Annotated in this window: 19 protein-coding genes; 6 read left to right on the top strand and 13 right to left on the bottom strand. The window is 70.4% G+C overall.

Annotated elements, in window-relative coordinates:
• The 3 genes from ACIBBA_RS08955 to ACIBBA_RS08945 all read right to left on the bottom strand — a co-directional run bounded on the left by ACIBBA_RS08955 (position 1) and on the right by ACIBBA_RS08945 (position 3,251).
• Complete coding sequence (locus ACIBBA_RS08955) at positions 1-918, bottom strand: carbohydrate ABC transporter permease (RefSeq protein ID WP_396695274.1); 918 nt, start codon at positions 916-918, stop codon at positions 1-3.
• Positions 918-1,835: a carbohydrate ABC transporter permease gene (locus ACIBBA_RS08950; protein ID WP_396695272.1), complete on the bottom strand. Its 918-nt coding sequence runs from the start codon at positions 1,833-1,835 to the stop codon at positions 918-920. Before ACIBBA_RS08950 ends, ACIBBA_RS08955 begins: the two co-directional genes overlap by 1 nt.
• Positions 1,836-1,952: 117 nt before the next feature.
• Complete coding sequence (locus tag ACIBBA_RS08945) at positions 1,953-3,251, bottom strand: ABC transporter substrate-binding protein (RefSeq protein WP_396695270.1); 1,299 nt, start codon at positions 3,249-3,251, stop codon at positions 1,953-1,955.
• Positions 3,252-4,039: 788 nt separating this feature from the next.
• Here ACIBBA_RS08945 and ACIBBA_RS08940 point away from each other — a divergent pair.
• Positions 4,040-4,435, top strand: coding sequence for a VOC family protein (locus tag ACIBBA_RS08940; RefSeq protein WP_396695267.1), 396 nt, complete (start codon positions 4,040-4,042; stop codon positions 4,433-4,435).
• Positions 4,436-4,445: 10 nt separating this feature from the next.
• Here ACIBBA_RS08940 and ACIBBA_RS08935 read toward each other — a convergent pair whose 3' ends face one another.
• The 6 genes from ACIBBA_RS08935 to ACIBBA_RS08910 all read right to left on the bottom strand — a co-directional run bounded on the left by ACIBBA_RS08935 (position 4,446) and on the right by ACIBBA_RS08910 (position 12,166).
• Positions 4,446-4,940, bottom strand: a complete 495-nt coding sequence (locus tag ACIBBA_RS08935) for a hypothetical protein (protein WP_396695265.1) — start codon at positions 4,938-4,940, stop codon at positions 4,446-4,448.
• A gap of 77 nt (positions 4,941-5,017) precedes the next feature.
• Positions 5,018-6,031: an ABC transporter permease gene (locus tag ACIBBA_RS08930; RefSeq protein WP_396695263.1), complete on the bottom strand. Its 1,014-nt coding sequence runs from the start codon at positions 6,029-6,031 to the stop codon at positions 5,018-5,020.
• Complete coding sequence (locus ACIBBA_RS08925; RefSeq protein WP_396695261.1) at positions 6,028-6,990, bottom strand: ABC transporter permease; 963 nt, start codon at positions 6,988-6,990, stop codon at positions 6,028-6,030. Before ACIBBA_RS08925 ends, ACIBBA_RS08930 begins: the two co-directional genes overlap by 4 nt.
• Positions 6,983-8,509, bottom strand: coding sequence for a sugar ABC transporter ATP-binding protein (locus tag ACIBBA_RS08920; protein ID WP_396695259.1), 1,527 nt, complete (start codon positions 8,507-8,509; stop codon positions 6,983-6,985). Before ACIBBA_RS08920 ends, ACIBBA_RS08925 begins: the two co-directional genes overlap by 8 nt.
• Positions 8,509-9,573, bottom strand: a complete 1,065-nt coding sequence (locus tag ACIBBA_RS08915) for an ABC transporter substrate-binding protein (RefSeq protein WP_357054646.1) — start codon at positions 9,571-9,573, stop codon at positions 8,509-8,511. Before ACIBBA_RS08915 ends, ACIBBA_RS08920 begins: the two co-directional genes overlap by 1 nt.
• Before the next feature lie 106 nt (positions 9,574-9,679).
• The gene (locus ACIBBA_RS08910; RefSeq protein WP_396695257.1) at positions 9,680-12,166 is read right to left on the bottom strand and encodes a LamG-like jellyroll fold domain-containing protein; all 2,487 of its coding nucleotides are present in this window, start codon (positions 12,164-12,166) and stop codon (positions 9,680-9,682) included.
• Positions 12,167-12,426: 260 nt separating this feature from the next.
• Here ACIBBA_RS08910 and ACIBBA_RS08905 point away from each other — a divergent pair, with 260 nt between their 5' ends.
• The 3 genes from ACIBBA_RS08905 to ACIBBA_RS08895 all read left to right on the top strand — a co-directional run bounded on the left by ACIBBA_RS08905 (position 12,427) and on the right by ACIBBA_RS08895 (position 15,240).
• The gene (locus ACIBBA_RS08905) at positions 12,427-13,263 is read left to right on the top strand and encodes a DeoR/GlpR family DNA-binding transcription regulator (protein WP_350873850.1); all 837 of its coding nucleotides are present in this window, start codon (positions 12,427-12,429) and stop codon (positions 13,261-13,263) included.
• A 73-nt stretch (positions 13,264-13,336) separates the two neighbouring features.
• Positions 13,337-14,839, top strand: coding sequence for a sugar ABC transporter ATP-binding protein (locus tag ACIBBA_RS08900; protein WP_396695255.1), 1,503 nt, complete (start codon positions 13,337-13,339; stop codon positions 14,837-14,839).
• 56 nt (positions 14,840-14,895) lie between these two features.
• Positions 14,896-15,240, top strand: a complete 345-nt coding sequence (locus ACIBBA_RS08895; RefSeq protein ID WP_357054657.1) for an MmcQ/YjbR family DNA-binding protein — start codon at positions 14,896-14,898, stop codon at positions 15,238-15,240.
• A gap of 14 nt (positions 15,241-15,254) precedes the next feature.
• On the opposite strand, the gene ACIBBA_RS08890 is transcribed toward ACIBBA_RS08895, so the two are convergent.
• Positions 15,255-16,151, bottom strand: a complete 897-nt coding sequence (locus ACIBBA_RS08890) for an RNA polymerase sigma-70 factor (RefSeq protein ID WP_396695252.1) — start codon at positions 16,149-16,151, stop codon at positions 15,255-15,257.
• Between the two features lie 192 nt (positions 16,152-16,343).
• Here ACIBBA_RS08890 and ACIBBA_RS08885 point away from each other — a divergent pair, with 192 nt between their 5' ends.
• Together ACIBBA_RS08885 and ACIBBA_RS08880 are read left to right on the top strand one after the other, a co-directional pair.
• Complete coding sequence (locus ACIBBA_RS08885) at positions 16,344-17,012, top strand: HEAT repeat domain-containing protein (protein WP_396695250.1); 669 nt, start codon at positions 16,344-16,346, stop codon at positions 17,010-17,012.
• 6 nt (positions 17,013-17,018) lie between these two features.
• Complete coding sequence (locus ACIBBA_RS08880) at positions 17,019-18,023, top strand: HEAT repeat domain-containing protein (protein ID WP_396695248.1); 1,005 nt, start codon at positions 17,019-17,021, stop codon at positions 18,021-18,023.
• A 19-nt stretch (positions 18,024-18,042) separates the two neighbouring features.
• Here ACIBBA_RS08880 and ACIBBA_RS08875 read toward each other — a convergent pair whose 3' ends face one another.
• The 3 genes from ACIBBA_RS08875 to ACIBBA_RS08865 form a co-directional block, all read right to left on the bottom strand.
• Complete coding sequence (locus ACIBBA_RS08875) at positions 18,043-18,231, bottom strand: ribonuclease (RefSeq protein ID WP_396695246.1); 189 nt, start codon at positions 18,229-18,231, stop codon at positions 18,043-18,045.
• Between the two features lie 61 nt (positions 18,232-18,292).
• Positions 18,293-19,447, bottom strand: a complete 1,155-nt coding sequence (gene hflX / locus ACIBBA_RS08870) for a GTPase HflX (protein WP_396695244.1) — start codon at positions 19,445-19,447, stop codon at positions 18,293-18,295.
• 164 nt (positions 19,448-19,611) lie between these two features.
• Positions 19,612-21,027, bottom strand: coding sequence for a hypothetical protein (locus ACIBBA_RS08865; RefSeq protein ID WP_396695242.1), 1,416 nt, complete (start codon positions 21,025-21,027; stop codon positions 19,612-19,614).
• Between the last annotated feature and the right edge of the window lie 21 nt (positions 21,028-21,048).

Genomic DNA, 21,048 nt, shown 5'->3' with positions numbered 1-21,048 from the left:
TCATCCCTTCAGCGCGCCGGACATGAAGCCGCGCACGTAGTGTCGTTGGAGCAGGAGGAACAGGACGATGCACGGCAGGGCCAGCACGACGACGCCCGCTTCGGTCGCCCCGTAGTCGACGACGCCCTGTACCTGCCCGCGCAGGTTGGAGACCGCGAGCGGCAGGGTCATCCGCTCGGTGTCGTTGATGAGGATCAGCGGTGCCATGAAGTCGTTCCACGCGGCCAGGAACGCGAAGAGCCCGACCGTGATCAGGCCCGGCTTGACCGCGGGCAGCAGCACTCGCCACAGCGCGCCGAAGGACGAGCAGCCGTCGACCATCGCGGCCTCATCGAGTTGGCGTGGCACCGCTTCGAAGGAGATGCGCATCAGGAAGGTGGAGAAGGGCAGCTGGAACATGGTAAGCACCAGCGCCACCCCGACGAGCGAGTTGTCCAGCCCCACCTCGTTGAGCAGCACGTAGAGCGGAATCAGCAGCGTCGCGTACGGGACCATGAGGATGGCGAGCGTGACCAGGAACAGGACGTTCTTGCCGGGGAAGCGGAACCGTGCGAACGCGTAGCCGCCGAGCAGGGAGAGCAGCAGCGTCAGGGCGACCGTGAGCAGCGACACGAAGGCCGAGTTGCCGAGGTAGACCCAGATGCCGGCCTGGTAGTCGGCCAGGGTCTTGTAGTTGCCGAGTCCCCAGCCATCCACCTGGTTCGTGCCGGCCTGCGGGGCGACCGAGGCGACCGTGGTCCAGACGATCGGCGCCAGGAAGATCAGCCCCACCGCTCCGGTGAACACCCAGTACGGCGTCCGTAGCGCGATCCCGGCGAGGGTGACGCCACTCGACCTGCTCCGGCCGTTCCGGGCCGTGCCGGGCGGGCGGGGCGGTCCGCCGGCAGCGGTTGACGTGGCACCGGTGGCGATGGCCATCAGCTCTCCTCGGACCGGAAGGCGCGCAGTTGCAGCGCGTTGATGAGGATCAGGGCGAGCAGCACGATGACGGAGAGGGCCGCCGCCACACCGAGGTCGTTCTGGCCCTGGAACGCCATCATGTAGATCAGTTGGACGACGGTGATCGTGCTGCTGTCCGGGCCGCCCTTGGTGAGGATGTAGAACTGTTCGAAGGCGAGCAGGGAGCCGGTCACGCTGAGCACGGTCGTCAGTGCCAGCGTGGGACGCAGCAGCGGCAGGGTGATCTTCCGGAAGGTCTGCCACCGGCTGGCGCCGTCCGAGCGGGCGGCTTCGTAGACGTCCGCGGGAATTCCTTGCAGGCCGACGAGCATGAGCACCATGTAGAAGCCGGCGTAGCGCCACACGATGAGGAAGGTGGTGGAGAAGAGCGCCGCGTTCGGTGAGCCGAGGAACGTCACCCCCAGGCTCTCCATCAGGGGAGCCAGCGGACTCGCGTACGGCGAGTAGAGCACGTAGAACAGCAGTGACGCCGAGGCCAGCCCCAGGGCACTGGGAATCAGGAACGACGCGCGGAGCAGGTTGTTCCACCGGCTCGACTCCTGCACGAGCAGGGCCAGACCCAGCCCGAGGACCAGCAGCAGTACGGTCGCGAGCACGGTGTACTTGATGGTGAACACCACCGAGTCGGTGAAGAAGCGGTGGTCGATCGCCTTCACGAAGTTGTCGGGGGCGTTGATTCCCTGGTCGCCGGTCAGCAGAGGCCATCTCGACACCGACATCTTGATCACGAGCAGCAGCGGCACCGCGAACAGCGCCACCACGAAGACCGCCGTCGGCGTCGCGTAGAGCCAGCCGAGCAGGGCGTGGCGGCCGCGGGAACGGACACGGCCGCGCGTCGCCACCGTGGGCGGGCGAGACGGCGCGTTGACACTCATGGGAACCCCTCGTTCATTCGGCAGCGAGCAGATCGTCGACGCGTCCCGGGCAGGGCCGCGCCGCAGGCGTATGTCGGCCGATGGACCCGTCGGTCGCCATACGCCCGCGGGCAGCGGCTACTGCTTGAGCACGCCGGTGATCTCGTCGTTGTCCTTCCGGACGTCGCCGCCTCCGTTGAGCACCTGGTTGCGTACGAGGGTCAGCCAGGGGCTGCTCGGCGCGTTGAACGCCTGCTGGAAGTTCAAGGCGACGGGCGTGTCGCCCTTACCCGCCACCTCGTTGATGGTGACCAGCCGCGGGTCCTCGGCGGCGTACTTGTTGCTCGCCAGGTCGGAACGCGACACCACGTCCTTGTTCTTCGCCAGTACCTCAACCTGGGCGTCCTCGGACATCATCCAGCTCAGGAAGTTCCAGGCCTGGGCGGCCTTCTTGGAGTCCTTCGAGACGCCGATGCCGTCCCCGCCGACGAACGTGGAGGCCCCGCCGCTCGGGCCGGGGATGCCGGCGACACCGACGTCGAACGGGGTCGACGAGAGCAACGTCGCCGGGTAGAACATCAGGCCGACCTTGCCCTCGGTGAACGCGGCGGTCCAGGTCGGGCCGGTCTCGTCCGCCGAGGCGGGCAGCACGGCGCCGGACTTCCACAGGTCCTGCCAGGTGCGGTAGACCTTCTGGGCGGTGTCGTCGGCGAGCTTGGACTCCTTGCCGTCCGCGCTCAGCACCTCACCGCCGTCGGCCCACACCGTCGGGAACCAGGTGAAAACCAGGCACCCGCCGCAGTTCAGACCGGCCGCCGTGCCGTAGACGCCGTCCTTCTTCATCGCCTGGACCGCCTTGGCGGCGGCGGCGTACTCCTCGAGCGTCGCCGGAGCCTTCTCCGGGTCCAGCCCGGCCTCCTTGAACAGCTGCTTGTTCCAGAACATCATCGACAGGTCCAGCACGAAGGGCAGCACATGCGCCTTGCCCTCGACCGTGCCGGCCGACAGGTGCCCCTTGTTGATGGTGTCTTTGAAGCTGAGGCCGTCGATGTTCGCGCTGAGATCCTGGAACAGCCCCTGGTTCACCCAGTTCGGCACGTAGACGATGTCGGCGGCGAAGAGGTCCGGAAGGCCGCCGGAGCCCGCTGCCGCACCGACCTTGGCGACGTAGTCGTCGTTGGGGACGACGGTCAGCTGGACCTTGTTCTTGTGGCTGGCGTTGTAGGCGTCGACGAGGAGCTTCGCCTGCTTCTCCAGCGGGGCACGGGTCCACAGGGTGAGTTCACTGCCGTCGTCGACGCCGTTGGGTCCGGCCTCGGCCGCACTCGAACCGGCCGGGTCGTCGCCGCTGCACGCCGCCACCCCGACGCTCAGCGCCGCAACGAGGACTCCGGCCAACGACCGCAGGGCAGTTCGCCTGCCCAGAGGTCTTGTCATGGTTCTCTCCTAGGGTTCGTCGTTCACCGGGAGCCGCTGCGCGGTCCCGCGGAGCCGATGTCTCGTGTTCGTCACTTCGTGTTTCTCGATGAGGTGGAGCTGTCGCCGCTGGGTCAGCCGGCAGCAGGAGCTGTTGCGGCACCCGCGCTCGGCGGACCAGCGGCGCTCGATCGCGGTGTCGCCTGGCGCGCTCGACGCCCCACCAGATCGCCCGTCGGTGAGTTCATCGCAGTAGGAGCTGAAGGCCTGGCCGGCCGGTTGGCGACTTTCGCCGGTAGCGGCCGGAATCTCGTCCGGGTAACCGTGCATTCGTTCGTGGACGGCGCGGCCGTCCACCACAGCGCCCGGGACGTGAGCCACGACGGCCCGACCGGACAGCGCACCACAGTCGACACCCCGCCCTTGTCAGCGGAGTGAGCGATAACAGCGGGCGACGGCATCGGTGGCTCCTCACAGGGATAGTGCGAGGCCAAGGCGGGGGCTCCCGGGCCGTTGTGAGTGGAGTCACAGATGATGTTAGCGTTAACTTCGTCGTCGTCAATACTTGGTGACGTGATTGTTTCCGGCAGATTGCGGCCGGGAAATCCGGGCGGACGCGCCCACCGGAGCAGGGTCCCGGGACACCATCCGCACCGCCGTGGGGCCGTGACGTCCGTGCCTCACCGCGTCGGGACGGGCATCGGCCGGTCCCTCCCCCGCTCCGCCCGAGCGGCCCACCTACCGGTGTCCTGGCGCGCTCGAAGCGTCTCGCTCCCCGATCGGCGCGGCGAATTGCTTAGGCTCACCGCATGGCAGGCATCGCCCAGCTCAGCGGCATCGCCCTGGAATGCCCGGACCCGGCCGCGCTGGCGGCCTTCTACAGTGCCGTCACCGGCTGGCCGATCGTGTACGCCGCCCCGGACTGGTACTCCATCGGACCCAGCGAGGACGCCCCACTGCACCTGTCGTTCCAGTTGGCGCCCGGCCACCAACCGCCGACCTGGCCCGACCCCGCCTCGTCCATGCAGTTCCACCTGCACCTACGCGTCGACGACGTGGAGGAGGCCGAACGGAGGCTCGTCGAACTGGGCGCGACGAGGTTGGCCGAGCAACCCGACCTCGCAGACGTCCGGGTCCTGGCCGACCCGGCCGGCCATCCGTTCTGCCTCTGCCCCCGCCCGATGGCACCCGAAACGCCCAGCTGAACCCTGGCTGTCATTGGTAGTCGTGAAGGGTGGGTCCGTCGGTCTTGCCACGGCTGGCGGGGCTGGGCCAGGCGACGGCAGGGCAGGCCGGTGCGCCGGTGGCGGCGCAGCCGTTCTGTTCGCGGCTGCGGCGCCACTGCTCGTGCGCGGCGAAGACGCGGTTCAGCCCGTCGTACTCGTCGCGTAGCTCCAGGAACTCGTCGAGCAGGTCGAACAGGGTCTCGACGACCCGGGCGTCGAGGTCGGGATCCAGGTCTCGGAAGGGCTTGGGGCCGATGGGCTCGGTCAGGTGGGCGACGATGCTCCACCAGACGTGGTTGTCGAGGCCGTCGGCTCGCGTCACCAGCCACGGTTGGAAGCCGGTCAGCAGGCTCCGGGCGTTCGCCTGGTCGCATCCTTCGACGAAGGCCACGACGCTGGCGAAGTCCGCTCGGATGAGCCACATGCCAGGACGCCTGCGGATGTCGGCGAACAGGTCCCGGTAGTTGGTGATCGAGATCGGCACGGCCGAATTGTGCCTGGCGACGACCCCGGTCCGGGCGGTGGCCCGGCCGCGGCGGTGACGCCTGCCGCGACCCGACCTCAGGACAACCGCTGCGCCCGGTGCAGGAGCCGCTGAGTGACCACCACCAGAGCGAGGAACGCGCCGCTGACGACCTGCTGGAACGACGAGGTGAGCACCCCGATCTGGTTGATCAGGCTCTGGATGACGCCGAGCAGCAGCACGCCCGCCATCGTGCCGGTGAGTCCACCGGCGCCGCCGGTGAGCAGCGTGCCGCCGATCACGACGGCGGCGATGACGTCGAGTTCCATGCCGACGCCGAGGATCGTGACGCCGGAGGAGAGCCGGGCGGCGTTGAGCGCGCCGGCCAGCCCGGCCAGCAGACCGGAGATGAGATAGACGAGGACCTTGACCCGGGTGACCGGTACGCCCATGAGCACCGCGGCCTCCTCGCTGCCGCCGATGGCGAACACGTTCTGCCCGAAGCCGGTGCGTTGCAGCAGCACCCCGCCCAGCAGGACCAGAGCCAGGGTGATCCAGACCGGGACGGTGAGACCCAGGAAGGCCGCCTGGCCCAGGGCGCTGAAGGCGTCGTCGCGCACCAGGTAGGTGTTCGCCCCCTCGTCGGAGACCGCGAGCATGAGGCCTCGCATGCCGAGCAGCCCGGCCAGGGTCACGATGAACGGTGCCATGCCGGTACGCGCCACGATCAGCCCCTGGATCAGCCCGATCGCGCCGCACACCGCGAGCGGCAGCAGCAGCGCGACGAGCAGCCCGTACCGGGAGCCGTAGGCGGCCAGCACCCCGGCGAGCACGAAGGACGAGCCGACGGAGAGGTCGATGCCGCCGCTGATGATGACGAAGGTCATCCCGATCGCGACGATGGCCAGGAACGACGACGACACCACGATGTTCGCGGCGTTCTGCGGGGTGGCGAACGAGTCGAATGTGGCGGCCCCGACCAGGACGGTGACCGCCAGCACGACGAGCGCGCCGTGGTGCTGCAGGAGGTGGCCGATCCGTTCGCGGCGCAGCGCGCCCGGTCCGCGTCGCGCCTCGGCGCCGGTGTCCGCGTCGGCGATGGTGGTGGTCATGCGCGCCTCCCTCGAGCGGCGTAGACGGCGGCCAGGATGATGACCGCCTGGGCCATCTGGGTCCAGGACTGCGGCAGGTTGTGTTTGATGAGCGTGGCCTGGAGCAGCTGGATGAGCAGGGCGCCCATCACCGTGCCGAGGACCCGGACCCGACCGCCGGTGAGCGGGGTGCCACCGACCACCACGGCGGTGATCGCGGAGAGCTCCATCAGCAGGCCCAGGGAGGTGGGGTCGCTGGCCTGCAGCCGCGACGTGGCGAGGACGCCGGCCACCGCGGCGAGCACGCCGGAGATGACGTAGACGGTGACCAGGATGCGCCGTACCGGTAGGCCGGACAGCCGGCTCGCGGCCCGGTTGCCGCCCACGGCCACGAGTTGGCGGCCGAAGGTGGTGCGCTTGACCAGGAACGCGACCAGCACGGTGAGCACCGCCGCGATGACGACCACGAGCGGCAGGCCGAGCACCGACCGACTGCCGAGCGTGATCAGCGTGGGGTTGCGGAACTCGGTGAGCTGCGGCACCAGCACGTTCGCCAGGCCGCGTACGCCCACGAGCAACGCCAGCGTCGCCACGATGGGTTGCACCCCCACGTACGCGACCAGCGCGCCGCCGCCCGCGCCGACGGCCGCGCCGGCGATCAGGGCGGCGATGATCGCGACCGGGGCGCCGTATCCGAGGTAGAGCACCACCATCGCCGAGGCGAGGGCCATCACCGAACCGACGGAGAGGTCGATCCCCTCGGTGCCGATCACCAGGGCCATGCCGAGCGAGGTGATCACGATGGGCGCCACCTGGATCAGCTGGGTCCGGAAGTTCGCCACCTCCAGGAAGTGCGGCGTGAACGCCACGTTGAACAGCAGGAGCGTGAGCACCGACGCGTACACGCCGTACTCCTGCAGCCACGCGAGCAGGCGTACGCGCCCGCCCCACGCGCGCGGCGCGGCCGCGGTCTCAGCCATCGGTGTCTCCCGTCGCGGCAATCGTCGCCATGATCGCTTCTTCCGTCACCTCGTCACCGCTCAGCTCGCCGGCGACCGCGCCGTCGCGCAGCACGACGACCCGGTCCGCGCCCTCGACGAGTTCCTCCAGGTCGGAGGAGATCAGCAGCACGCCGAGCCCTTCGGCCGCCAGCTCGTCGATGAGCGCCTGCACCTCGGCCTTGGCGCCGACGTCGATGCCGCGGGTCGGCTCGTCGAGCAGCAGCACCTTCGCGCCGGTGGCCAGCGACCGGGCCAGCAGGACCTTCTGCTGGTTGCCGCCGGACAGCTCGGAGACCTTCTGGTGCGGCGAGGCGGCCTTGATGCGCAGCCGCCGCATGAAGCTGTCGACGAGCCGGTCGATCCTGGCTTCGGACACCACTCCGGAGCGGGACAGTCGGGGCAGGGCGGCCAGCGCGATGTTGTCCCGGACCGACAGGGTGGGCACGATGCCCTCGGCCTTGCGGTCCTCGGGGACGAGGCTGACGCCGGCCCGGATCGACGCGGCCGGGGAGCCACGCCGTACCTCCTGCCCGGCCACGGTCACGGAGCCGCCGTCGACCGGGAGTGCCCCGGCGATCGCCTTGGCGGTCTCGCTGCGTCCGGCGCCGAGCAGCCCGCCCAGGCCGACCACCTCGCCCGGGCGTACCTGCACGGACACGTCGTGCAGGACGGGCCGGCGGGACACCGAGCGGGCTTCCACCAGAGGTTCGCCGGCGGCGGCCGTGTGCTCACCGGAGAACTTCGTGGCGCCCTCCCGCCGGATCTCGGCCGGGTCGCGCCCGAGCATCAGCGCGACGAGGTCCACCCGCGGCAGTTCGTCGAGCGGCCCGGCGTGCGCCACCCGGCCGTCACGCAGGACGGTGACCCGGTCGCAGATCCGGTACAGCTCGTCGAGGCGGTGGCTCACGTAGATCACCGAGATGCCCTGGGACCGCAGGTCGGCGATGACGCCGAAGAGGGTGTCCACCTCTCGCGGTTCCAGGGCCGAGGTGGGCTCGTCCATGATCACCACGCGGGCCTCGACGGAGACCGCGCGGGCCAGGGCCACCATCTGCTGGGTGCCCATGCCGAGCGAGCGAAGCGGCCGGCGTACGTCGGTGCGGATGCCGTACCGGGTCATCACCCGCTCAGCCTCGGCGTTCAACCGCGCCGTGTCGATGACCCCGAACCGGCTGCGGGGCTCCCGCCCGAGCAGCAGGTTCTGCGCGAGGCTCATCTGCGGGACGAGGTTGACCTCCTGGTAGATGGTCGAGATCCCGGCCCGTTGGGCGGCGAGGGGGTTGTCGTAGCTCACCGGCTCGCCGTGCAGCAGCAGCATCCCGCGGTCCGGCCGGTAGACGCCGGTGAGCACTTTGATGAGGGTGGACTTGCCGGCGCCGTTCTCGCCGACCAGGGCGTGCACCTGCCCCGCGTCGAGCCGGAAGGACACGTCGTCGAGGGCGAGGATCCCGGGGAACCCCTTCGAGATTCCCCGGGCCTGCAGAACCGCGGTAGCCATCAGTAGGCGTTCCCCAGGCTCTCCTTGGCGTTCGCCGTCGTGTACTCCCGGTCGCTGATGATGACCGTGGCCGGGATCCCCTCCCCGTCCAGGAACTTCTGGGCGGTGGAGAAGGCGAGCGGCCCGAAGCGCGGGTTCGACTCGACGACCGCGGCCAGCCAGCCGTCGACGATGCCCTGCACGGCGGCGCGGGTGCCGTCCACGGACACGATCTTCACGTCGCCGGGCGACTTGCCCGCGCCCTTGAGCGCCGTGACGGCGCCGAGCGCCATCTCGTCGTTCTCGGCGTAGATGCCCTTGGTGCCCGGGCGGGACTGGATCAGCTGCTCGGTCACCTGCTGGCCCTTCTCGCGGGTGAACTCGCCGGTCTGCTCGAAGGAGATGGTGATGCCGGGCGCCTTCTGCTGGATCTGGTCCTTGAATCCCTTGGTCCGGTCGGTGGTGACGTTGTTGCCGGGCGCGCCGAGCAGGATGGCGACGTCGCCCTGGCCGCCGAGGGCCTCGATCATGCGGTCGGCCGCCCGCTGGCCCTGCTGGTAGAAGTCCGAGCCGATGAAGGTGAGGTAGTCGGTGCACGGCTGAGCGTTGATCTTGCGGTCGATGGTGATGATCGGGATCTTCTTCTCCGCCGCCTGCCGCAGCACCGGCTCCCAGCCGTCGGAGTTCAGCGGCGCGATGACCAGCAGCTTGGCGCCCTGGGCGATGAGCTGCTGCACGTCGGAGATCTGCTTGGAGAACTGGGACTGCGCGTTGGTGACGCGCAGGTTGGCGATGCCCAGCGTGGCGGCCTCGTCCTTGATGGACCTGGTCTCGGCGATCCGGAACGGGTTGGCTTCCTTCTCCGACTGCGAGAAGCCGACCACGTCCTTCTTGAGGTCGAACTTCTGCCCGCCGAAGCTCTGCAGGGTGCAGGTCGGACCGGTGGCGCCCGAGCTCTGCACGACCTGGTTGCCCGCGCTGCCGGCCGGCTCCGGCGTGCCTGCGCCGTCCTCGCTCTTGGCGCAGGCCGCGGTGGTCAGGAGGGCGGCCAGCGCGACCGCCACCAATCTGGATGTCCTGGACATGGCGTTTCCTTCCTGAGGCGGAGTTGTCAGTCGCGGGGGGATGGTGCGGGGGCGGCCGTCGCCGCGGCGAGCGCCGCCGCGGCGACGGCGGTGCGGCGAACTCGCCTCACCGGAGCCCGCCGGAGGAGTAGAGCTGGCCGACCTCGGCGGCGGACAGCGGGCGGTCGTAGACCCGCACCTGGTCGATCGCGCCGCGCCAGTAGTCGACCGGGCCGCCGTTGAACTTGGCCCGCCCGATGACGGTCGGCCCGCTGGACGCCTCGCCGAAGCAGGAACTGGCCGCGCCGGCGGGCTGCCCGTCGACGTACAGCGTCAGCGTGCCGGCGGCGGCGTCGCGCACGCCGACCAGGTGATACCAGCGGCCCGGCTCCGGTGGGCTCGGCGCGAGCGCCCGGACCCCGGCGAAGCTGAACGCGAAGCGGTTGTCGGCGCCCGAGTACTGCAGGAAGAAGGCGCTGTGGTTGTTGCCGTCCTGGCTCACCGCGGTGGCGAAACCGCCGAGGCTGTCCAGCTTGACCCAGGCCGAGGCGGTGTAGTTGCCGGTGGTGTCGAGGATCGCGGCGCCGGTGTCGACGTACTGGTCCACCCCGTTGAGCTGCACGGCGCCGCCGGTGCGGCCGGTCGTCCAGGTCGCGCCGTTCACCAGCGTCCCGTCGTGCTCGCCGGCCCGGTCGTCGGTGACCGTGCCGCTGCCCTCGTCCAGCGGCCACCAGCCCACGCCGGTGAGGCCGGGCGTGCCGGGCGGCAGCTGCGGCGTGTCCCCGCCGGTGCCGTCCACCGAGCGGACGATGGCCCGGTTGATGTCCCGGACCCGGTCGAAGTCCATCTTCTTGATCTGGCGGTCGTAAGTGTAGAAGCCGTTGACCTCGTGCTCCACGTCCGTGGTCTGGGTGTAGACGGCGCCGGAGAGCCCGCACCGGTTGGCCACGGTCAGCAGGTCACGCTGGTTCTCCACGTAGCGCCGGGTGAGGGTGGCGCTGTCCGGCGTCATCTCGTAGCCGTGCCCCTCGCCGAACCACATGTGCCCGGGCACCTCCAGTCCGAGCCCGCCGTGCTCGCCGTCCACGGCGACCCGGTCCCCGCTCGGCGTCGGCGAGGCGGGGCCGAGGTACTGGTGGAAGTCGATGATGTCGCCGCGTCCGGAGTCGCCCTTGGAGTCACAGCAGTTGACCCCGCTGTGCGCGTTGACCATCCGGCTCGGGTCCTGGACGCGCAGCTCGTCGGCGATCCGCCCGGTGGCCGTACGGTCCCACTCGCCCCAGCCCTCGTTGAACGGCACCCAGACCGTAATCGACGTCCAGCTCTGGTGCTCGGCGACGATCTCCTTGAGCTGCCGCTCGAACTCCTGCTGCGCGTCGACCGGCGGGATACCGCCGGTACGCATGGACGGCATGTCCTGCCACACCATCAGGCCCAGCCGGTCGGCCCAGTAGTACCAGCGGTCCGGCTCCACCTTGATGTGCTTGCGGATCGTGTTGAAACCGAGCCGCTTGGTCTCGGCGATGTCGAAGCGCAGCGCCTCGTCGGTCGGCGCCGTGTAGATGCCGTCCGGCCAGTAGCCCTGATCCAGGGTGGACATGTTGAACAGGATCTTGCCGTTGAGGGCCAGGTGCAGCTTGCCGTCGGCGCCCCTGACCTTGCTCACCTCGCGCATGCCGAAGTAGGAGTCGACCTGGTCGACCACCTTCCGGCCGTCCAGCACCCGCACCTTCAGGTCATAGAGGTACGGGGAGTCGGGCGACCAGAGCCGCGGTTTCGGCACCGGCACGCGCAGCTCGGTGCCGGCCGGGCCGGACGCGCGGCCGACGACCTTGTTGCCGGCGTACGCGACGGCCTCCACCGTACGACCGTTGCCGCCCGCGACCTCGGGGGTGACCCGCAGGCTGGCGTCGTCGAGATCCGGCGTCATCGGCAGCCGCTCGACGTGGCTCGCCGACACCGGCTCCATCCAGACGCTCTGCCAGATGCCGGACGACGAGGTGTAGAAGATGCCCCGGTCCGGCACGTTGCGCTGCTTGCCGACCGGCTGCCACGTCTGGTTGGTGCGGTCCTCGACGCCGACCACCAACTCCTGGGCGCGTCGGCCGCGTAGGGCGTCGGTGATGTCGACGCTGAAGCTGTCGTAGCCGCCGCGGTGGGTGGCGACCTGGACGCCGTTGACCCAGACGGTGGCGTCGTAGTCGACGGCGCCGAAGTGCAGTCGCAGCCGCTCGGCGCCGCCGACCCGCCAGTTCGCCGGCACGTCGAACGCGCGCCGGTACCACATCCGGTCCTCGTGCCGCTGGATGCCCGACAGCGCCGACTCGATCGGGTACGGCACGAGCACCCGCTCGCTGAGCTGTTCTCCGATCGGCGGGGCTTCGCCCTCGTGCGCCCCGGCGAACTGCCAGACCCCGTTGAGGCTCGCCCATCTCGGACGGACGAGCTGCGGGCGGGGGTACTCGGGAAGCGCGTTGTCCGGTGACACCTGGTCGGTCCAGGGGGTGGTGATCGGTGGCGTCCCCGGTTGCCAGCTGGCCTCGGCATGCGCGACGCTCGGCACGCCGGCGACGACGCAGGCCGCGGCGACCAGCGCGGTGACTGCTTTCCTCATCGTTCAGGGCCCCTTTCTCACGAGCGTGGCGTGAGAGGGCAGGCCGCAGCGCCCGGGCACCTGGCCGGGTGGAAACCGGTCGGGGTCGGGTGGCGGTCTGCCGGAAATCGTTGAGAAACAATCAATCACCGTCACGATCCCAAGTCAATACTGTTCGATCAGTTCCGATCAGAACCGATCTCGAAACGCGGTCACCAGGCGTGGGGGCGGCACCGAGTACGATCAGAACCAGACCGACTCGTTCACGAGGAGAGGACCACGTGGCACCTGGCGACGACGCCCGGACGGCGACCGAGGGCCGGCGGACCATGTTCGCCGCCGAGCGCCGGCAACGCATCCTCGAACTGATGCACGCCAACGGGGCGGTCTCGCTCCGGGACATCGCCCAGGCCGTGCAGTCCTCCGAGGTCACCGTCCGGCGCGATCTGCGGATCCTGGAAGCCGACGGGCTGCTCAACCGCCATCACGGCGGCGCCACCCTGCCCGGCGCGCTTGCCACCCTGCCCGGCGCGCTCTCCCGCGAGCCGACGTACGCCCAGAAGGCCCAGCTGGCCGCCACCGAGAAGGCCGCGATCGCCGAGCTGGCGGCCTCCCTCGTCGAGGACGGGGACGCCATCGTCGTCGGCGCCGGCACCACCACGCAGCTCTTCGCCCAGCAGCTCACCCGGCACGCCGAACTCGCCGTGGTGACCAACTCGCTGCTGGTGGCCCAGGCGCTCGCCAACGCGCCGCGGGTCGAGGTCGTCCTCACCGGCGGCACGCTGCGCGGCGCCATCCTCGCGCTGGTCGGCAGCGCCGCCGAGCGCTCGCTCGCCGGTCTGCGGGTGCGTCGAGCCTTCATCTCCGGCAACGGGCTCACCGCCGAACGTGGCGTCTCCACGCCGAACATGCAGGTCGCCAGCGTCGACCGGGCCCTCGCCGCGGCGGCCGAGGAGATCGTCGTACTGGCCGACCACACCAAGATCGGAGTCGACACCATGGTGCAGACCGTCCCCACCGACGAGATCGACCACCTCGTGACCGACGACGCCGCCCCGCGCGACGTACTCGACGAGCTGGCCAACCGGGCCGTCCGGCTGCACGTCGCCCGACCCTGACGTCTTTACCTTTCCACCCGCCGTACGCAATCATTCGCCTCAATCGGCTCGCCGGTCCCTGCGAGGAGGCACCGTGGCAGGCACGAGCACCGTCATCGAAGCCGCCGGCGTCGTCCGGGACTTCCCCGGCACCCGCGCGCTCGACCATGTCTCGTTCACACTTCGCCGGGGCGAAATTCACGCCGTCCTCGGCGAGAACGGCGCCGGCAAGTCGACGCTGGTCAAGGTGCTCTGCGGCATCGACCCACCGGACGCCGGGATACTCCGGCTGCGCGGAGCGCCGGTACGGTTCGCCTCGCCCCGGGACGCCGAGCGCGCCGGGATAGCCGCCGTGCACCAGGAGGCCAACCTCGTCCCGCAGATGAGCGTCGCCCGCAACCTGTTCCTCGGCCACGAACCGCGCCGGCTCGGCCTGATCAGCGTCGCGGCGATGAACACCCGGGCGAGCGACATCATGACCGGCTGCGGCCTGCGGATCGACGTACGCCAGCCCCTCGAGTCGTTCGACGGCGGGATCCGCCAGCTGGTCGCGGTGGCCCGCGCGGTCGCCATGGGTACGTCGGTGATCGTGCTCGACGAGCCCACGGCCGGCCTGGACGACGAGCAGGCCGACCGGCTGCTCACCATGCTCGACACGCTGCGGGCCCGGGGCCGGTCAATCGTCTACGTCAGCCACCGCCTTGCCGAGATCGAGCGGATCTGCGACCGCGCGACCGTGCTGCGCGACGGCCGCGTGGTGCACACCGGCCCGCTCGCCGGCCTGGACCGGATACGGCTCGTGTCGCTGATGCTCGGTCGCCGGGTGACGCTCGGGACGCCCAGCCCCGGAGGCGTGGCCACCGAGCCGGCCGACCCGCCGATCCTGCAGGCCACCGGGCTCACCCGTCGCCACGTGCTCGGTGGCGTGTCGATCAACCTGCGGCCGGGTGAGGTGGTCGGCCTCAGCGGGTTGCTGGGAGCCGGCCGCAGCGAGACGGCGAAGGCGATCGCCGGCGCCATGCCGCTGGACGCCGGTCAGGTGACGGTTTCCGGCGCCCGGCTGCGCCGGCGCTCGATCGCCGGCGCCGTCCGCGCCGGCGTCGGTCTGCTGCCGCGGAACCGTACGACCGAGGGCATCATCGCCTCGCTGTCGGTACGCGACAACATCGCGCTCGCCGCGCTCCCCCGGCTCTCCCGCGCCGGCATCATCTCCGACGCCCGCCTCGACCGGATCGTCGACACCTTCATGCGCCGGCTACGGATCAAGGCGACCAGCCCGGGCCAGCCGGTCGGTGAACTCTCCGGCGGCAACCAGCAGAAGGTGCTGCTGGCCCGCTGGCTCGCCACCCACCCGCGGGTGCTGATGCTCGACGAGCCCACCCGGGGCATCGACATCGGCACCAAGTCCGAGGTGCGCTCCCTCATCGACGATCTGGCGGTGGACGGGCTCGCGGTGATGCTGATCTCCTCCGATCTGGAGGAGCTCGTCGGTTCCTGTGACCGCGTTCTGGTGCTGCGCGACGGCGCCGTCGCCGGGCAGCTGACCGGCCCCGACGTCACCGAGAAGAACATCATGGCGCTGCTCGCGGCGAGCTGAGCACCGCGGTCACTAGGCTGTAGCGATGCGGCGGGCGGTGTACTGGAGCGACCTCGATGGCTGACGCCGACGATGTGCGTCGGCTGGCGCTGGCGCTGCCGGACGTGGTCGAGATCGACAGCGCGGGCTTCGACTTCCGGGTCGCCGACAAAGGGTTCGTCTGGTCCTACCCAGAACGCAGACCCGGCGCTGCGCGCCGCATCCGCACCGACATCGCCGTGCTCTACGTCGGCGACGAAGCCGAGAAGCAGGCCCTGCTCCTCGGCGAGCCCGAGGTCTTCTTCACCACCCCCGCCTACGACGGGCTGCCCCTGGTGATGCTGCGGTTGACGCAGGTGAGCGTCGAACGTCTGACGGAGCTCGTCACCGACGCGTGGCGCATGCGCGTGCCGGGCGGTTGACGCACGCCCCTGCCTCAACGGCTCAGCACGGTCTCCCGTTCCACCCGCGACAGCTTCTCCGGATTGCGGACGTAGTAGAGCCCGGTGACGAGGCCGTCGTCGATGCGCAGGGCCACGACACCGTCGATCTCCCCGTCGAGCCGCATGATCAGAGCCGGGCAGCCGTTGACCTGTACCGGTTCGAGCGACGCCTCGCCACCGACCCGGCTCACGCCGGCGGCCAACAGGCGGGCCACCTTGTCGGCACCCACGACGGGCCGGGGCACCGCCTGCTTGACCCCGCCGCCGTCGCTCAGGGCGACCACGTCCGGCGCCAGGACGTCGAGCAGGCCCTGCAGGTCACCCGTCTCGACCGCCCGCTGGAAGGCCTTGAGCGCGGCCCGCGTCTCGGCCGGGGAGACCACGTCTCGCGGGCGGCGGGCGGCGACATGCGCCCGGGCCCGGTGGGCGATCTGCCGGACCGCGGCGGGGCTCTTGTCGACCGCTTCCGCGATCTCGTCGTACCCGAGGTCGAACACCTCGCGTAGCACGAACACCGCCCGTTCGGTCGGCGAGAGCGTCTCCAGCACCAGCAGCATCGCCATCGAGACGCTGTCGGCGAGCGCGACGTCCTCGGCCACGTCGGGCGCGGTCAGCAGCGGCTCGGGCAACCAGGGGCCGACGTACGTCTCCTTGCGGCGGCCGAGGGTACGCAGCCGGGTGAGCGCCTGCCGGGTGGTGATGCGGACCAGGTAGGCACGCTGATCCCGCACCGCGTCGAGGTCGACGCCCGCCCAGCGCAGCCAGGTCTCCTGCAGGACGTCCTCCGCGTCCGCCGCCGAGCCGAGCAGCTCGTAGGCGACGGTGAAGAGCAGGTTGCGGTGGGCGACGAACACCGCGGTGGCGGGGTCCGGGCGGCGGTCCGCGCTCATAGCCCCACCGCGCTCTGCGTGCTGGCCATGCTGGCTCCCGTCTTGTCGTTCCCGAGCGTGTCACCCACCAGACGCCGGCCCGCGCTGTTCTGTGACACCGGGTCGGCAGGGGTGGTTCGCCTATTCACGGCGTGGCGCCGCTTGACCTTGACACAGTGACAAGGTCTTCACTGTGCCGAGGAGGTGGTCCCAATGACCAGGCCACAGGAGGACACGATCGCGATGCGAGCTCTCCAGGGGCTGGAGAACGGCAGCTCGTCGGTGCGGCTGCAGGCAGCGCTGGCGGTCGGCACGGCCCCTGACCCGCGGTTCATCGACAAGCTCGTCGAGCGGTGCGCGATCGAACCCGACTTCTACGTGCGCGAGATGCTCACCTGGGCACTCACCCGGCACGCACCGTCAATGACGGTCCCGAAGCTCGTCGGCGAACTCCGCTCCGCGCGTACGCAGGCACGAAGCCAGGCGTTGCACACGCTGTCCAAGATCGGGGATCGACAGGCGTGGCCGGCGATCACCCGGGCGCTGCTGACCGACGCCGACGACGAGGTGGCGCGGAGCGCCTGGCGAGCAGCGGTCGCACTGGTGCCCGAAGGCGAAGAAGCCGAGTTGGCCGAAGTGTTGGCGGCCCAGCTCGGGTGCGGCGGGCGTACGACGCAGTTGAGCCTCAGCCGGGCGCTGATCGCGCTCGGCGAGGTGATCATGCCGACCCTGCGTGCCGCGATGACGGATGTCGAGCCTCGCCGGCGTCAGCACGCGATCGCCACGGAACGGCTGCTGCGCGACCCGGATGCCGGATTCGAGCTCGCGATCGAGGAGGCGAAGCGCATGGTCGCCCTCGGCAGGACCGCCCAGGAGGGGTGATAGCCGGTGTTGATCGGTGATGTGGCACGACGGTCCGGGGTCAGCGCCCGCATGCTCCGGCATTACGACTCGCTCGGCCTGGTGCGGCCGACGGGCCGTACCGAGGGCGGCTATCGCGAGTACTCCAGTGAGGACATCCGGCGGATCTTCCAAATCGAGAGCCTGCGGTCGTTGGGGCTGTCGCTGCGTGAAGTCGGACGCGCGCTGGATGATCCCGGCTTCACCCCCTCGGAGCTCGTCGATGACCTCATCCGCCAGACACGCGAACGCATTGCCGGTGAGATGGAGCTGCTCACCCGACTCCGTCGGATCGGCGCCGCGGAGCCTGCCGACTGGGAGGACGTCCTCCAGACCGTCGCGCTACTGCGGGCCCTGGGATCGGAGAGCGCCGGGAAGCGGCAGCGCGCGGCCCTGTCCTCGGTCGAGAGGGTTCCGGTGCCGGTGGAAGCTCTGGTCGAGGCAGCGTTGAGCGAGACGGACCCGAACGTCGCCGGTGCCCTTCGATGGGCTCTGGCGCAATCGGGCGACGGCGGATTGGCGCTGCTGGCGGAGGGCCTCGACGCACCCGTGGCCGAGGTGCGGGACCGTGCCGTCCGGTCCATCGCCGAGATTCCGGACGGCGCGGCGACCGCATTGCTGCGGGACGCCCTCACGAACTCCGACCTCGTGGTCCGCAGGCGTGCGGCGCTGGCGCTCGGGGCACGTGGAGTCGTCGAGGCCGTCCCGACGCTCATCGACATGATCGTCGAGGAGAGGAACGACGTCGATGCGGCCGATGCGCTGAGCGCGCTGGCGAGTGATCCCGCGTCGGCGGATCAGATCGTCACCCGGCTTGTCGACCGCCTCGGCCACGGCACCACTGAATCGTCCGCCCGTCGACGGCTGACCCAGGCGCTCGCGGACATTCCGGGGAGCACGGCGTCACGTGCCCTCGCAGGACTGTCCCAGGACGAAGACCGCGCCGTCGCGCTCACCGCGGCCTACATTCTCGACCTACGCAACGGGCGATAACGGTTGGAGCTGGCGCTCCCTACTCTTCCGGGACGCCGGGACCGACCTCGCCGCGACTCAGGTGCTCGGCGTTGCGGTCGGCTTCGCTGTCGGCGTGCTCGGCTCCGGCGCCCGGGTCTCTGGTTCGCCGTCCCTCGGCGTCCTGATACAGCGCACCGGTCTCGAGCGCGTCCTCCTGCCGCTGCTGACTCTGCTCAGGGTTCGTCACAACCGCCCCATTACCCCACGACCGCACCAGCAAACGAAACGCACAGCGGTGGCGTCGGTGGTCAGCGCTGGGAGAGTCGCGCGGCCAGCTCCGCGCGAAGCTGGTCGATCCCCTGCCCGGTCAGGGCGGAACCCGGCACCGCGTCCGGATACGCGCGGCACAGGGCGTCGACCCACTCCGGTGGCGCAATGTCGATCTTGTTGAGCACCAGCAGCTCCGGCACCTGCCCGGCACCGATCTCGTGCAGCACTCCGTGGACGGTGGTGATCTGATCGAGGGCGTCGGGCGCGGAGGCGTCCACCACGTGCATCACCAGGTCGCTGCGGCTCACCTCCTCCAGCGTCGAGCGGAACGCGTCGACGAGCTGGTGCGGCAGGTGCCGGACGAAACCGACGGTGTCGGTGACGGTGTAGGTCAGCTCACCGGTGCTGATCCGCCGCACCGTCGGGTCCAGGGTGGCGAACAGGACATCCTGGACCTGGGCGTCCGCGCCGGTGAGCCGGTTGAGCAACGCGGACTTGCCGGCGTTGGTGTAGCCGGTGATGGCGACCGAGGGCACCTGATTGCGCGCCCGGCGGGCCCGCGTGCGTTCCCGCCGCCGGCCAAGCTCCGCGGCGTTGCGGCGCAGCCGGGAGGCCCGCTGCCGCAACGTGCGCCGCTGCGTCTCCAGTCGCATCTCACCGGGACCGCGCACACCGATGCCCGCGCCGCCGGCGACCCGTCCACCACCCACCCGGGACATCGACCGGCCGTCGCCGCGCAACCGGGGCAGTTGGTACGCGATCTGCGCCAGCTCAATCTGCACCCGACCCTCACTGGTCCGGGCGTGCTCGGCGAAGATGTCGAGGATCAACGCCGTACGGTCCACCACCCGCACGCCGACCCGCTCCTCCAGGTTGCGCACCTGGCCGGGGCTCAGCTCCCCGTCGGCGATCACCAGCTCGGCCCGGACGCGCTCGGCCGCCGCGGCGAGTTCGTCGACCTTGCCGGAACCGACGAAGGTGGCCGGGTCGGGCCGGGACCGGTTCTGCACCACGGCCTCCGCGACGACGAGGCCATCGGTGTCGGCGAGCCGGCGCAGTTCCGCCAGGGACACGTCGCTGCCGGGGCCGCTGCCGTCCGCGTCCTCCTCCTGCTGATGCACCGCCACCAGCACGGCCGTGGGTCGGCGCCCCGCGGGGCCACCGTCGGGGCCGAGCAACCACGATCCCGCCATCGTCCACCTCACCTCATGTCCGGTGGACTTCGAGCTACCCCCGACCCCGCCAACCATGCCGGTCACCGTCGCTCCGCCGGGCGCGACCCCGGCGGCTGATCACGACATACACCTCCAGAGCAGCTGTAACGCCGCAACGCGGCCGTCGCCGCTGGGCGGGGCTGTCAGTCGAGGGGCCCGCGACGCACGCCTCGGACGGTGGGCCACTCGACCCGCCGGCGCAGCCGCCGCATCCACCCGGGCGCACCCCACCGCGTTGTGCGGGTTCGGGTGGGTCGCTGGCCCGCCCGCTCCGCCGTGAGGCCGGCGCGTCCGAGCAGCCGGATCAACAGCCAGCAGAACACCGCCAGCGTGCCGAACAACGCGACCGTCACGATCCGCCAGGACATGCTGTTGACCTGCAACATCTCCGGCAGGAGCGCGGCGACACCGGCCACCGCGGTGATCGAGAAGAGCCATTGGAGCCGCTGCTGGAACAGCGCCGTCTGCAGCCCGAAGAGCTGGCTCAGATTGCTGCGGAGCAGTTCCAGACGCTGCCGGGCGGCCGCCAGGTGCCGGGTCACCCGCAGCCCTTCGATCAGGAAGGTGGCGACCGCGATCCGCACGGGATCCCGGTACATCAGGTCCACGTTGCCGACCTCGGCCAGGCCCCGGGCGAGTTGCAGTTGCACCCGCGCGAGCTGCGTGATCCGAGCGCCGAGGGAGTGCCCGGGCCCGACGAGTTCGTCGCGGTCGTTCGGATCCACCCCCACCCAGAGTTGGCAGAAGAACCACTGCGCATGGATCTGCCCGTACATGTCCTGGACCAGCCGCAGGGCCGCGGTGCCGCCCTCGACTCCGTCGTGCAGGACGGCCACCGTCGACCATCCGGTGGTGCGCACCACCAGGCCGCGTAGCCGCAGCGGCCCGTCGTCACTCGCCGCGCCGGTGGCCTCCGGGAGGGTGGCGAGCCGCAGCAACGACTCGACGACAGGCTCACCTTCGTCCTGCTCGGGGCCGCGCAGCACGAAGAACTGCCGCATGTTCTGGAACGGATAGCACCGCTCCCGCGGCTCGAATCCGGCCGAACCCTGGAGGATTCCGCGGATCGCCTGGACGTAGGCCGAGACCGTCAGCCCACCTGGTTCGGGCGTCTCTGCCTCGACCGTGCGCAGGTGCCCCGCCAGGTTCGACGGGAAGGTGTCCAGGTCACGCAGATAGCGGAAGTAGTCGAGGGTGTTCTCGTGGACCAGGTCGTCGTAGAACCGGCAGATGTCCTCGGTGCTCACCGGTGGCTCCGGTGCGGCGAACCGCAGGTCCACCGAGAGCACCCCGAGCGCCGGGTAGATCACGACCTGCGTGCTGGTGTCCCACGTGGTGCGGCCGATCCGCACCGCCGACGTACCGAGGGAGAGTTGCAGCACCGGTGGATGGGTGGCGAGGTACGAGATGTTGTAAGCCCGGGTCTCCTCGTGCTCGACCACGTCGACCGTGACAGCGCCCAACCGGGCCAGCAGCGGGATCACCGGCTCCATGTCCTGCACCGTGCCACCTAGGTCGAACTTGACGGGCACGTAGATGTGGTCGATGTCGAGGCTCACTGGATCATTGTCACCGCCAGC

It is taken from the genome of Micromonospora sp. NPDC051006 (assembly GCF_044456245.1).
Lineage (GTDB): Bacteria > Actinomycetota > Actinomycetes > Mycobacteriales > Micromonosporaceae > Micromonospora.
The sequence above is the reverse complement of the archived record's forward strand: the minus strand, read 5'-3'. Positions and strand labels throughout refer to the sequence as shown.

Bases quoted from the DNA above. Each gene is read 5' to 3' on its own strand.
- ACIBBA_RS08955 (WP_396695274.1), bottom strand. From the start codon at position 918: ATGGCCATCGCCACCGGTGCCACGTCAACCGCTGCCGGCGGACCGCCC.
- ACIBBA_RS08950 (WP_396695272.1), bottom strand. From the start codon at position 1,835: ATGAGTGTCAACGCGCCGTCTCGCCCGCCCACGGTGGCGACGCGCGGC.
- ACIBBA_RS08945 (WP_396695270.1), bottom strand. From the start codon at position 3,251: ATGACAAGACCTCTGGGCAGGCGAACTGCCCTGCGGTCGTTGGCCGGA.
- ACIBBA_RS08940 (WP_396695267.1), top strand. From the start codon at position 4,040: ATGGCAGGCATCGCCCAGCTCAGCGGCATCGCCCTGGAATGCCCGGAC.
- ACIBBA_RS08930 (WP_396695263.1), bottom strand. From the start codon at position 6,031: ATGACCACCACCATCGCCGACGCGGACACCGGCGCCGAGGCGCGACGC.
- ACIBBA_RS08925 (WP_396695261.1), bottom strand. From the start codon at position 6,990: ATGGCTGAGACCGCGGCCGCGCCGCGCGCGTGGGGCGGGCGCGTACGC.
- ACIBBA_RS08920 (WP_396695259.1), bottom strand. From the start codon at position 8,509: ATGGCTACCGCGGTTCTGCAGGCCCGGGGAATCTCGAAGGGGTTCCCC.
- ACIBBA_RS08915 (WP_357054646.1), bottom strand. From the start codon at position 9,573: ATGTCCAGGACATCCAGATTGGTGGCGGTCGCGCTGGCCGCCCTCCTG.
- ACIBBA_RS08910 (WP_396695257.1), bottom strand. From the start codon at position 12,166: ATGAGGAAAGCAGTCACCGCGCTGGTCGCCGCGGCCTGCGTCGTCGCC.
- ACIBBA_RS08895 (WP_357054657.1), top strand. From the start codon at position 14,896: ATGGCTGACGCCGACGATGTGCGTCGGCTGGCGCTGGCGCTGCCGGAC.
- ACIBBA_RS08890 (WP_396695252.1), bottom strand. From the start codon at position 16,151: ATGAGCGCGGACCGCCGCCCGGACCCCGCCACCGCGGTGTTCGTCGCC.
- ACIBBA_RS08885 (WP_396695250.1), top strand. From the start codon at position 16,344: ATGACCAGGCCACAGGAGGACACGATCGCGATGCGAGCTCTCCAGGGG.
- hflX (WP_396695244.1), bottom strand. From the start codon at position 19,447: ATGGCGGGATCGTGGTTGCTCGGCCCCGACGGTGGCCCCGCGGGGCGC.